General features: G+C 32.5%; 8 protein-coding genes. 6 read left to right on the forward strand and 2 right to left on the reverse strand.

Translation table 11 applies throughout. The features are described from left to right. The first annotated feature begins 80 nt into the window (after positions 1 to 80). From ACXAHM_RS06250 to ACXAHM_RS06260, 3 genes are all read left to right on the forward strand, one after another. Positions 81 to 3,362: an amidohydrolase family protein gene (locus ACXAHM_RS06250; protein ID WP_474959555.1), complete on the forward strand. Its 3,282-nt coding sequence runs from the start codon at positions 81 to 83 to the stop codon at positions 3,360 to 3,362. A gap of 212 nt (positions 3,363 to 3,574) precedes the next feature. Next, entirely contained in the window at positions 3,575 to 4,645 is a 1,071-nt protein-coding gene (locus ACXAHM_RS06255) for a T9SS type A sorting domain-containing protein (protein WP_474959556.1), read from the forward strand. Positions 4,646 to 4,748: 103 nt separating this feature from the next. Then, positions 4,749 to 5,270 carry a hypothetical protein gene (locus tag ACXAHM_RS06260; protein WP_474959557.1) on the forward strand — a complete coding sequence of 174 codons (522 nt, stop codon included), beginning with the start codon at positions 4,749 to 4,751 and terminating at the stop codon, positions 5,268 to 5,270. Here ACXAHM_RS06260 and ACXAHM_RS06265 read toward each other — a convergent pair. Together ACXAHM_RS06265 and miaA are read right to left on the reverse strand one after the other, a co-directional pair. Continuing rightward, complete coding sequence (locus tag ACXAHM_RS06265) at positions 5,267 to 5,974, reverse strand: DUF4184 family protein (protein ID WP_474959558.1); 708 nt, start codon at positions 5,972 to 5,974, stop codon at positions 5,267 to 5,269. The two genes, ACXAHM_RS06260 and ACXAHM_RS06265, sit on opposite strands and share 4 nt — an antisense overlap. Before the next feature lie 3 nt (positions 5,975 to 5,977). Further along, on the reverse strand, positions 5,978 to 6,922 hold the full coding sequence (gene miaA / locus ACXAHM_RS06270) for a tRNA (adenosine(37)-N6)-dimethylallyltransferase MiaA (protein WP_474959559.1): 945 nt from the start codon (positions 6,920 to 6,922) through the stop codon (positions 5,978 to 5,980). 193 nt (positions 6,923 to 7,115) lie between these two features. Between miaA and ACXAHM_RS06275 the strand changes: the two genes are divergently transcribed. The 3 genes from ACXAHM_RS06275 to ACXAHM_RS06285 all read left to right on the forward strand — a co-directional run bounded on the left by ACXAHM_RS06275 (position 7,116) and on the right by ACXAHM_RS06285 (position 12,958). Beyond that, the gene (locus ACXAHM_RS06275) at positions 7,116 to 8,657 is read left to right on the forward strand and encodes a PP2C family protein-serine/threonine phosphatase (RefSeq protein ID WP_474959560.1); all 1,542 of its coding nucleotides are present in this window, start codon (positions 7,116 to 7,118) and stop codon (positions 8,655 to 8,657) included. Positions 8,658 to 8,736: 79 nt separating this feature from the next. Further along, the gene (locus tag ACXAHM_RS06280; RefSeq protein ID WP_474959561.1) at positions 8,737 to 10,218 is read left to right on the forward strand and encodes an MltF family protein; all 1,482 of its coding nucleotides are present in this window, start codon (positions 8,737 to 8,739) and stop codon (positions 10,216 to 10,218) included. A gap of 328 nt (positions 10,219 to 10,546) precedes the next feature. Beyond that, positions 10,547 to 12,958 carry an alpha-ketoacid dehydrogenase subunit alpha/beta gene (locus ACXAHM_RS06285; RefSeq protein WP_474959562.1) on the forward strand — a complete coding sequence of 804 codons (2,412 nt, stop codon included), beginning with the start codon at positions 10,547 to 10,549 and terminating at the stop codon, positions 12,956 to 12,958. Positions 12,959 to 13,054: the final 96 nt, after the last annotated feature.

Consider the following 13,054-nt stretch of genomic DNA (forward strand, 5'->3'; position numbering starts at 1 on the left):
AAAGTTAAAAATGAAGAACGAAATTACTAACCACGTTCTTCATTTCTCCCACAAAAAACCATTCAATTAATTCTATATAAATGAGAAAACTTCTAACAACTAATTTTTTAATTTTACTCCTGTCCTTGACGACTTTTGCTCAAGATAAAAAGGAGGACAAATGGGATGTCACAAATCCTCAAAGAGAAACCAAAAGTGTAGACTTCGAAACGGAAGAAGGCACTTGGATGAACCTTGATATCAGCCCTGATGGTAAAACTATTGTTTTCGATCTTTTGGGTGATATCTATACGATGCCGATTACAGGTGGAGATGCAAAATTACTTCGTGGTGGATTAGCTTGGGAAACACAACCAAAGTATTCTCCTGATGGTAAAAAAATTGCTTTCACTTCTGATGCGGGTGGTGGTGACAATATTTGGGTAATGGACAGCAACGCTGATAATCCTAAACAAGTCACAAAAGAGAAATTCCGTTTGACAAATAACCCTACTTGGAGTGAAGATGGACAGTATATTATTGCACGTAAGCACTATACTTTCACACGTTCATTAGGTGCTGGTGCATTATGGATGTATCACATTTCTGGTGGTGAAGGTATAGAATTAGTTCCTCGTAAGAATGAGCAACAAGATATCAATCAACCTGTTGTTTCTTCGGATGGTAAATTTATGTATTATGTTGAAGACGTATACCCAGGTGGTTTCTTCCAATACAACAAAGATCCGAACAGTCAAATTTATGTCATTAAATCTTATAATAGAATCAATGGTGAAATTAAGACTGTAGTCAGTGGTCCTGGTGGTGCAATTGGTCCTGTTCCTTCACATGATGGAAAGAAACTTTCTTTTATTCGTAGAGTACGTGATAAGTCGGTTTTATACCTACATGATTTTGAAATGAACAGCCAACGTCCCTTGTTTGATCAATTAGAAAAAGATCAACAAGAAGCGTGGGCAATCTTTGGCCCTTCTACTAAATACGCTTGGACTCCTGATGATAAATACATTGTTCTTTGGGGTAAAGGTGGTCAAATTTGGAAAGTAGATGTAGCTACTGGTAAAGGAGAAATCATTCCTTTTAAGGCAAACATTCATCAAGAGTTCACGGCTTCATTGCGTTTCAAACATGAAGTAGCTCCTGATACTTTTACAGCGAAAGCATTAAGAAATGTCATTACTTCTACAGATGGAAAGAAAATCTATTTCCATGCTGCAGGGTATTTATATGAGAAGAAATTACCAAAAGGAAAGCCTGTTCGTATAACATCTCAAACTGATGCTTTTGAATATGAACCGAACATCTCTCCTGATGGAAGTAAAATGGTGTATGTTACTTGGTCGGATAGCTTAAAAGGGCAGATCCATATTGTTGATCTATCAGCAAAGAAATTTACACCGACAACTCTTTCGCTTCCAAAAGGAATGTACCGTAAGCCTCAATTCTCTAAAGACAATGAAACAATTGTTTTTATAAAAGAAAGTGGCAACAATCAACAAGGATATGCTTATACAAAGGAAACAGGTATTTATACCGTAAATATCAATGATGTCAAAACCTTAAAACGTGTGATTGAAGAAGGTGACTTCCCTAAATTCAATGCTAAAGGTGATCGTATTTTCTATCAAACGGGTGGATTCTTCTTTGGTAGCTTAAAGAAAGCTTTCAAAAGTGTAGATCTTAATGGTCAAGATAAGCGTACACATTTCACTACAAAATATACCAATCAATTTGTTCCTTCTCCAGATAATAAATGGATTGCTTTTACAGAACTATTTAAAGTATACATCATTCCTATGCCAATGGCAGGGAAACCTATTGATTTATCTTCAGGAACAAAAGCAATACCTGTAGCACAGGTAGCTAAAGATGCTGGGTATAACATCCATTGGTCAGGTGATAGTCAGCAATTACATTGGTCTTTAGGAAATGAATATTTCTCTACTTCACTTCAAGAAACCTTCTCATTTGTAGAAGGAGGAAAAGAAGAAGCAGTTAATCCTAAATCTGAAGGAATTTCAATTGATTTAGAACTTGAAAGTGCTAAGCCTACTTCAACTTATGCTTTAACAAATGCAAGAGTAATTACTGTAAATGCTAAAGATGAAGTTTTAGAAAATGCGACTATTCTTATTAAAGAAAATAGAATTGTTGCCATTGGAACTGAAGTTAAAGTACCATCTGATGCTAAAGTAATCGATTGTCAAGGAAAAACAATTATGCCGGGTATTGTGGATGCTCACGCCCATTTAGGTGCTTTCCGTTTAGGAATGAGTGCTCAACAAAACTGGCCTTATTTTGCCAACCTTGCGTATGGTGTAACCACTACTCATGACCCTTCTGCTAATTCTGAAATGGTTTTCAACCAATCGGAAATGGTGAGAACAGGTGCTATGATTGGACCAAGAATTTACTCTACAGGTGTTATATTATATGGAGCAGATGGTGATTTCAAAGCCAATATCAATTCATTAGAAGATGCTCGTTCTGCCATTAGAAGAACAAAAGCTTGGGGTGCTATCTCTGTAAAGTCTTACAATCAACCAAGACGTGAGCAAAGACAACAAGTCATCAAAGCTGCTGAAGAAGAGGAAATCATGGTGGTTCCTGAAGGTGGTTCTACTTTCTACCATAACATGACAATGATTTTAGATGGTCATACAGGTGTAGAACATAATATTCCAATCACTCCTGTTTTCAATGATGTTCAAAATCTTTGGGCGAAAACTGAAGTGGGCTACACTCCTACTTTGATTGTTAACTATGGTGGTATTAACGGCGAATATTATTGGTACCAACATACAAATGTTTGGGAAAAAGAAAGATTATTAAACTTCACTCCTAGAGCAATTATCGATAGCCGTTCAAGACATAGAACAATGGTTCCTGAAAGTGAATATAAGATTGGTCACATTGCCACTTCAGAATCAGCAAAAATGTTATCTGATAAAGGTGTAAAAGTGAATCTTGGTGCACATGGTCAAATTCAAGGTATTGGTGCACACTGGGAACTTTGGATGTTAGCACAAGGTGGAATGTCTCCTTTAGAAGCTATTCGTTCAGCAACCTATAATGGTGCTCATTACTTAGGATTAGATGGTGATGTTGGTTCATTAGAAGAAGGGAAATTAGCGGACTTAATCATCTTGGATAAAAACCCATTAGAGGATATTCATAACTCTGAGTTTATCGATAAAGTCATGATCAACGGTGAATTATACGATGCTGCAACAATGAATCCTGTCAATGGTGAAAAGCGTCATAAATTCTATTGGGAAGAAGAAAGCTATAATGCTTCTTTCCCATGGCATGAAGCTTCACAAGGATTTACAGTTCCTAAATGTGGTTGTAGCTTACATTAGAATTTAAAATATTCATTATAAAAAGAGCTAGATAGATCATAGATTTATCTAGCTCTTTTTTATTTGGAAGGTGTTATTATTAGAAATAATATGTGATAATTATTGATTTTCATAGCATTTATTGAAGAATGCATGATGTAATATGAATTAATCTATTTGTACCAACGTCTATCCGATTGACTAATTAATGTTACGGTACAAAATAAAATATTATGATTAAGTATTATGTCAATTTACTGGCAGTAATTCTTATTTCTCATGCTACTTATGCTCAAGTTACAGTGAGTGATATAGAATATACTGGTGTAGTAACTAATGTTAATAAATTTACAGGAAACGAATCAATAACATCTGATTTAGATGGAACAGGTAAAAAACTTGCTTTTGTTTCTGATGATGATGCCAATATACAAAGAACCATATCAGTCACCTCAGGCACTCATACAATTACTGGTAATTCCATCTTTTTTTCCAATATCAGATTAGAAATTTCTAGTGGTGCTACACTCAATATAGTTGGTGATGTTTATTGGAGTAATCGATTTGATATTGTGTTAAATGGTACATTAGATGTTACCGGTGATTTAAATACTACTAGTTTACCAGGTACTTTTAATTATACCTATCAGGCAAGTGAAGGTGGTGGAATAAGTTTTACTGGTAATGGAACCTTTGATGTAAGTGGAACATATAATAAAGGTAACATAGATATGTCAAGTTTTACAGGTACAGATTTACCCGTTGAGTTAGTTTCTTTTACTGGTAACTTTGATAATGATAATTTTATCCTAGAATGGAATACTACATCTGAACAAAATGCCTCTCATTTTACCATTGAATCCTCAGTTGACAATCTTACTTGGAATGCTATTGGTAAAGTAGACGCTGCAGGTAATTCAAACACTACAATTAAATACAATTTCAATTGTGGTACATTGAAACAAAATACATATTTCAGACTTGTTCAGGTAGATTTTGATGGAAGTTATGAAATCTTTGGACCTTTACTAGCGAATCAAAATCAAAGCTTAGCACAAAATATTAAGTTATATCCAAATGTCCTTGGGAATTATGATCGCTTTAATTTAGAAGTTTTAGATACCAATATCAACCAATCTTTCCAATTAGAGATTCATAGTACTAATGGTCAATTAGTATTTAGTTCGTCTGATAAAAACATTATTAAAGACGGTCTTCAAATTAATAATTATGATGCTGGGTTATATATCGTATCTATCGTTTATGGCCAACAGAAAGTCCATAAAAGATTAATGGTGAAATAATTTTTCAATTCCTTCGTAACATTTTTTGATCTTATCAAGAGATAAAAATTGATAATTAAGTAACTTATCAATGCAAGTAAAATTTGTATTGATAAGTTTTTTTATGAATAAATTTGAAACAAGGTTAAAAGGTGGTCATCCTAACTCACTTGGGAATACAGTTGAAATAGTAGAAGAAGTTTTAGACTCTCCTTCAAAATTTGATGAGTTATTCAACTGTTATTTTAGTAATGATGAAGTTGTAAGATTAAGAGTGTCCAATGCAATGAAACGAATTGCTAAAGAAAAGAAACAACTTCTTTTTCCATACATTGATCGTTTTTTATTTGAAATTTCAAAAATAAAACAAGCCTCTACACAATGGACATTATCTCAATTATTTGATTTACTTGAAAAAGATTTAACCACATTACAACATAAAGATGCACTAATCATAATGAAAAATAATCTCGAATATCATAAAGATTGGATTGTATTAAATCAGACGATGAATACTTTAACGAAATGGGCCAAAAAAGAAGGTCATTTAAAGGATTGGCTAATACCTCACTTAGATCGTCTTTCAAATGATAATAGAAAATCTGTAAAAAATACGGCTTTAAAGTGTAAGCAAAAATTAGTTTAATTATTAAAAAAATACCACCGAACTGATGTAATTAGGAATGCATAAAATAAACAACCAACGATGGATATTCCCCAAATCCATATCACAGTTGGCATTTCCATATAGAAAATTCTAAAAAAGAAGATGAATACAAAATAGGCCCAAACCTCAAGTAAAAATGTAATTAAGTTTTTAAAGTTTACCTTGAAAGAAATCAAGCTTAAAAATTGTATTAATCGAACACTGCAAACTATGGTTCCAAATAATGAAATAACTTGCCATATCACTTTATTTAAGCTTTTTGTATACAATCCAAACACATTAATTGGGATATGTAAAAAATTTAAATAATCCATTAATACACTTTTTTCACTTGTAAAACTGTCGAAAACAATATGGATGATAATGCCAATCAATAATGATAAAAGTATAGAACGGAAAGTATACCAATATTCATTCATTGAGAAATTTGTATTGATAGATGTTATTTTAAGAAGAACTGGGAAAAATATATAGACAGATAAAAAATATAAAAAAAGTCCTAATGGCAAATCAAATATAAAAATACCGAAAATGGTATGTCCAAATTTGTCACTTTCCTGTAACAACAAAAAATGTTCAAAGTCAGGAATAATACTTCCAATTATTAAAGCTAAAGGTGAGAAATATCTTTTAAATCTCAAAAATGGTATTATTCCTATAGGATGAGCTGTAGTTGCAGGCATCTATTATAGATTAATCTTTGATCTCACAAACTCAATCTTTTTTTCCATCTCCCATTCTACTGGGATCCATTCTACAGGGGTTTTCTTTTCCATTCTTCTAAACCAAGTCATTTGTCTTTTCGAAAACTTACGAATAGATACATTTAAAATTTCTTTCATGTCATCGAAGGAAATTTCATTTAATAGATACTCCGTGATATGTCTATATTCAAGGCCATAGCTTTTTAATTTCTCTGTATCTACTTCTTTCAATAGCTCTTGAACCTCATCGATCATTCCTTCCTTGAACCTTTCATCCAATCTTTTTTCAATCTTATTCCATCTCGTTTCCTTATCGATAGACATCACAAAATTGTACGTTTTCATTTTTGGTATATCGACCGGTTGATCTTCTGATGATTTATTACTTTGAATAAAATTTTGTATTTCAATTGCTCTAATTAGAGATCTTTCTCTATGATCAATATCTCTTTGATTTTTTTGGTCAGTTAGTAGAGTATGATAAATGGAAGATAACTCTTCTACCGTTTTTCCTTCAAGAGAAGCTCTTAATTCTTCATTTCTTGGAATCCATATATGTTCATAACCATCTAATGTTACAGCTTCAATATACAATCCAGTACCTCCACTCAAAATTGGAACATGCTTCTTTTGGGTAATTTCATCAATTGCTTTTGTATATTCCTTCTGAAACTGATATACATTAAACGTTTCTCCAGGTTCACAAATATCAATCATATGATAGGGTATTTTCTTTCCATCAATTACATATTCATTTAAATCTTTACCCGTACCAATATCCATTCGTTTATAGACTTGTCTGGAATCTGCACTGATTATTTCACCATTAATCTTTGCCGCTAAATTTGTTGCTAAACTTGTTTTCCCACTTGCTGTTGGACCTGAAATCACAACTAATGGAGTATTCAAAGATTTTTCTTGTGACATATTAATAAATGATACCTTTTAAGGAAAAAAAACACGAAATTATAGAATAGTGTAGTAAAAAAATCTGTTATGATAATATGATGTCTACACTAGTAAATGTAAATGTACAACATCATTTATAGAACATATCTATCTATCAAGAGTTGTTTACTAAAATTGGAACCTTTTGGTATATAGAGATTAAAATGCACAGATGCCCTTTAAACTAAATATATCTTTAATAAATTACCCTTATATACAATCTATCAGAAAAAAAACACTTTTAACATTCAAAGAAGTCACTCAAAAGGAATCTGATAGAAACTTTCTCCTATTTTCAATTTTAATGACATTTGGAGGAGCTACTTGGGGTGGTTTATCGATATATTTTGATCTTACTTACGCTAGCATTATTCCTATTGGCTATGTTTTCTTTAGTACCATCAATATATATTTATGGGCTACAAAAAACTTTAAAAGATCTTGTAAAGCACTTCAAACATTCTTTTCTATTCTTCTTCCTTTCATTTTTCAAATCATTTTAGGGGGTACTAGATCAACAGGAGTTGTTATGATTTGGTCTTTATTTGCCCTCACATCAACACTTGCATTTTATCGAGGTAAATCACTTTATTATTGGTTATGTATTTTTGTTTTTCTGATGGGAATTGTCATTCTTGTTGATCATGATATTGAACACATAACTCCAGACAACCTTAAAAGTTTTCAAGTATTCAACTTGTTATTGATGGTGAACTTTTCAATGATTTCATCCATGCTCTTTTTCTTATCAAAGTTTTTTGTCGATCAGCAATTAAGAACAATGCATGAGCTGGTCGAAACAAATGGTCAATTGATATCTGCTGAAGAAGAAGTAAGACAAAATTCTGAAGAGATCTCGGTTATGAATGACATGTTGAAAGACAGTAATAAAAAACTGGAAGATGCCTATGTTGAATTAGAAAAGAAAAAGAATGTACAGATCGAATCGATGAATCATTCAATATTAGAAAGTATCAATTATGCTAAACAAATCCAACGTTGTTTTTTACCTTCAATTCATCGATTTACTGAAATAGTAAAAGATGGTTTTATATTTTTTAAACCCAGAGATATTGTCAGTGGTGATTTTTACTGGTTTTATCAAAATGAAAGGTATACAGTCATTGCAGCAGTTGATTGTACTGGGCATGGTGTACCTGGTGCATTTATGTCTTTATTAGGAAGTGAAGCTTTAACCAATATTGTAATAAATAGACAGATTTTTGATTCTGCAGAAATTTTAAATCAACTAGATCAAAATATCAGAAAAAAATTAAAACAAGATACTACTAGCAATAAAGATGGGATGGATTTGGCTTTGACAGTATTTGATACGAAAGAGAAGATTTGTTCATTTTCTGGAGCTAAAAATCCATTGATTTATGTAGATCAAAAAGAGTTGAATTGTATTAAAGGAGATCGTCAACCTATTGGTATGTTTCATCCTGATCAGGTGCCAATTCCATTTACAAAACATGAATTTCCATATACTCCTGAAATGCGATTTTATATGTATAGTGATGGATTTCAAGATCAATTTGGAGGAGAAAAATTAAAGAAATTTATGCCAAAAAAACTTAAAAATACATTATTTGAAAATCATTTAATGAATATGGATATTCAACATAATAGAATAGAAAATACATTTGCCACGTGGAAAAAAAGTGAAGAACAGACAGATGATGTATTAGTGATAGGTTTCCAGATTGATTAAGAAATTGTAAAACCTTCCTATTTATTTCCTTTATTCTTCTATATTTACAGTTGAATTTTTATAAACTAGCAAATGATTTATGAATCATATCAAACATAATCTACACTACTTAATATTACTCATTGTGTGCTTGTTTTCATGTTCTGCTCAAAAAAGCAGCGAGCAAGGAACTACTACTGAACAAGAAATCATTGAGACTGAAGTTATTGAAGAGACATATAGTAACAAAGACCTAGAAGATATCAAACGTAATGGTAAATTAGTTGCACTTACAGCTTACAGTTCTACTTCTTATTTCTTATACAAAGGCCAAACAATGGGTTACGAATATGAATTATTGCAGAAATTAGCAGAGGATTTAGGCCTAGAATTGCATGTAAAAGTATATACAAATATTGATAGTCTTGCAGTAGCTTTACTAAAAGGTGAAGGTGATATTATTGCATATGGCTTAGCAATTACTAAGGATAGACAAGAGAAAGTTAGTTTTACAACTCCTTTAGCTCAGATCAGACAAGTATTAGTACAAAGAAAACCAGATAATTGGAGGAGCATTCCAAAACACAAAACTGATCAACAATTAATTCGAAACGTAATTGATCTGGCTGGTAAGAAAGTCTCCGTTAGAGAAAATACCCCCTATCATCTTCGCCTTAAAAACCTCGAAAATGAGATCGGTGAAGACATAGATATTCAAATTGTTGATAAAAATATTGGGACTGAAGAACTAATCCATAGAGTTTCAGATCGTACTGTTGCATTAACTGTGGCAGATGAACATATCGCAAAGTTAAACAATACCTACTACCCTGATATTGATATAGAAACACCGATTAGTTTTCCCCAAAGAATTGCTTGGGCTACACGTAAACAATCTCCTAAATTATTAAACAAAGTAAGTCATTGGTTGGATAGTATGAAAAATACTACTGATTTCTATGTGATATATAATAAGTATTTTAAAAATACTAGAGCACAATCTAAACGTTTTGACAGTAAGTATTTTAATAGTATAGATCATAGAGGTTATTTATCAAAATATGATGATTTAATAAAAGAACAAGCACAGACGTTAGATTGGGATTGGTTATTACTTGCTTCTCTAGTGTATCAAGAGTCCAAATTTGATCCACATGCAAAATCATGGGTTGGCGCTGTTGGTTTAATGCAATTAATGCCAGCTACAGCAAAATCATATGGGGCGAATAATCCTAGAGATCCTCGACAAAATATAAGAGCGGGGACGAAATATTTAAAATGGCTAGATGATTATTGGAAAGAAATTGAAGATCCAAATGAGAGAATTAAATTCGTTTTAGCTTCTTATAATACAGGTCAAGGTCATGTGAGAGATGCTCAAAAATTAGCCGCTAAATACAATCATGATCCTCAAGTTTGGAATGATAATGTTGAAAAGTATTTACTTCTAAAAAGTAATAAAACATACTATCAAGATGAGGTTGTAAAGTTTGGATATGCACGTGGAAAAGAGCCTGTTCATTATGTTGCTAATATCATGGATAGACATATTAGATACATTGAACTATTAGGTGATAACTAATATTCGTGTCAATATCATATTTAAAGCCATTAAAAACATTCTTCGTTTTTAATGGCTTTTTTATATTCTATTCAAAATATTGTTTTATTAAAAATAGAAAAAGATGACTTTTATCTTCATTTAGATGTAAGTATTTATACTTGTTAAATATGAAAATTTCACTAACTCATTAAAAAAGAACGAGTTGAAATAGGTTATTTGACCATTTTTTTAAAAAAAATTCACGTATTTTTTACACTTTAGGAATTTTAGGTTTAAATCATCACTTTTTTCCTTATTTTTGCATCGAATCAAAATAGACGAAACTAAATATCGTCCGGTAAAAAAGATGACAAAGAAGCAAATATCAAATTATACTTTTTCAAAAGAAGAAGTAGTAAATGATCTTAGGATAGCAATTGAAAGTAGACATGCAAGTTTAATTGGTCGAAAAGAAGTTTTCATGGGAAAAGCCAAATTTGGTATTTTCGGTGATGGCAAAGAAGTCGCTCAATTGGCAATGGCAAAATTCTTTCAAGAAGGCGATTTTCGTTCTGGCTATTATAGAGATCAAACATTTATGTTTGCCATCAACCAACTAACAATTCAAGAATTCTACGCTCAACTGTACGCACATACAGATGTCAAAGCAGAACCATCAAGTGCTGGACGCTGTATGAACTCTCATTTTTCTACTAGAAGTATCAATGATGATGGTACTTGGAAAGATTTAATCAATCAAAAAAATTCTAGTGCAGATGTTTCTACAACATCTGGACAAATGCCAAGGATGGTTGGTTTGGCATATGCATCAAAATTATATAGAAATAATCCTGAATTATTAAATGATGAATTTGCTAAGAAATTCACAAAAAATGGAAACGAGGTAACTTTTGGTAGTATTGGTAATGCTTCATGTGCAGAGGGTGCTTTCTTCGAGTCAATCAATGCTGCAGGTGTTTTACAAGTACCAATGGTTTGTGCTGTTTGGGATGATGGTTATGGTATTTCAGTTCCAAATGAATACCAAATGACCAAGAATAGTGTTAGTGAGGCATTAAAAGGTTTCCAAAGAAAAAAAGGAACAAATGGTTATGAAATATTCACAGTAGATGGATGGGACTACCCTGCTTTGGTTCAAGCCTATAAAACTGCTGTTGAGATTGCGAGAAAAGAACATGTACCTTCTTTGATTCATGTTGTAAATGTTACTCAACCACAAGGTCACTCTACTTCCGGTTCTCACGAGAGATATAAATCGGAAGACCGTTTAAAGTGGGAACAAGAGTACGATTGCATTAAGAAGATGAAAGAATGGGCAATCGAAAATAACTTTATTACTGAAGGTGAAATTGAGATTCTTGAAAAAGAAGCTTTAGAGAAAGTAAAAAAGGAACGTAAAGCAGCTTGGGATAGCTTTAAGTCTAGTATGACTAAAGAATATGACGAAGCGATGGACTTAATGAATAGAGCAACAAGTTCATTACCTCAGAATAATGAAATTTTACGTCTTGCGAAGGAATTGAAAAAAACAATCAATCCTATCCGAAAAGATGCTATTTCTATTGTTCGTAAAGCATTACGTGAACTAAGAAATACAAACTTGCCTATCAAAACAGATATGCAAGAATGGGTAAAGAAAGAAAGACGTGAAAACTATGAAAGATATAGTAGTCACCTTTATAGTGAATCTCAATTCGCTGCACCTAATGTGGAAGAAGTTCAGCCAATATATAATGCTGACTCTCCAATGGTCGATGGCCGTGAAATTATGCAAGCGTGTTTTGATAAAATTTTCGAAACAAATCCTAATGTTTTTGCTATAGGCGAAGATGTAGGAAAAATTGGTGATGTTAACCAAGCATTTGCCGGTTTGCAAGAAAAATACGGTGAAATTAGAATTACGGATACAGGTATTCGTGAAACTACAATTTTAGGGCAAGGTATAGGAGCTGCTTTAAGAGGTCTAAGACCAATTGTCGAAATTCAATACCTTGATTATATCTATTATGCAATCACTGGTTTGACTGATGATTTAGCTTGTTTACAATACAGAACGAAAGGTGGACAAAAAGCTCCTTTAATTATTCGTACACGTGGTCACCGACTTGAAGGAATATGGCACTCTGGTTCTCCTATGGCCGCTTTAATTCATAGTATGAGAGGTGTCAATATTTTGGTTCCAAGAAATATGACAAGAGCAGCTGGCTTTTACAATACAATGTTAAAATCTGATGAGCCTGCTTTAATCGTAGAATGCTTGAATGGGTATAGATTAAAAGAGAAAATGCCTGAAAATATTGCTGAGGTATGTACTCCATTAGGTATTCCAGAGGTAATCAGAGAAGGTCAAGATCTTACCATTGTCACTTATGGTTCAATGTGTAGAATAGTAATGGAAGCTTCTGAACAACTTTCGAAACTAGGCATTGAGGTAGAAGTTATCGACGTTCAAAGTTTACTTCCTTTCGATACTACTGGCATGATCAAAGAGTCTATTAAGAAAACAAATCGTGTTATTTTTGCTGATGAGGATATGCCAGGAGGTGGCACAGGATATATGATGCAACAAGTAATCGATGGACAAAAAGCTTACGAGTTTTTAGATTCAAACCCTGTTTGTATTTCAGCTATGGCACATAGACCTGCTTATGCTTCTGATGGAGATTATTTCTCTAAGCCAAATACAGAGGATATATTTGAAGCTGCTTATGAAATTATGTCTGAGGTTGATCCAACAAATTACCCTCAACTTTATTGATCTTAAGCAGAGTTAATAAATAAAAAGCTTGTATTTCAATTTAGAAATACAAGCTTTTTTTCTGCAAAAAAACCACTCTCGGGCGAAAGTGGTTTT

The organism is Flammeovirga sp. AWQ4_249 (assembly GCF_056161045.1).

Coding starts and splice junctions, on each gene's coding strand:
- ACXAHM_RS06250 (WP_474959555.1), top strand. CDS start 81: ATGAGAAAACTTCTAACAACTAATTTTTTAATTTTACTCCTGTCCTTG.
- ACXAHM_RS06255 (WP_474959556.1), top strand. CDS start 3,575: ATGATTAAGTATTATGTCAATTTACTGGCAGTAATTCTTATTTCTCAT.
- ACXAHM_RS06260 (WP_474959557.1), top strand. CDS start 4,749: ATGAATAAATTTGAAACAAGGTTAAAAGGTGGTCATCCTAACTCACTT.
- ACXAHM_RS06265 (WP_474959558.1), bottom strand. CDS start 5,974: ATGCCTGCAACTACAGCTCATCCTATAGGAATAATACCATTTTTGAGA.
- miaA (WP_474959559.1), bottom strand. CDS start 6,922: ATGTCACAAGAAAAATCTTTGAATACTCCATTAGTTGTGATTTCAGGT.
- ACXAHM_RS06275 (WP_474959560.1), top strand. CDS start 7,116: ATGCCCTTTAAACTAAATATATCTTTAATAAATTACCCTTATATACAA.
- ACXAHM_RS06280 (WP_474959561.1), top strand. CDS start 8,737: ATGAATCATATCAAACATAATCTACACTACTTAATATTACTCATTGTG.
- ACXAHM_RS06285 (WP_474959562.1), top strand. CDS start 10,547: ATGACAAAGAAGCAAATATCAAATTATACTTTTTCAAAAGAAGAAGTA.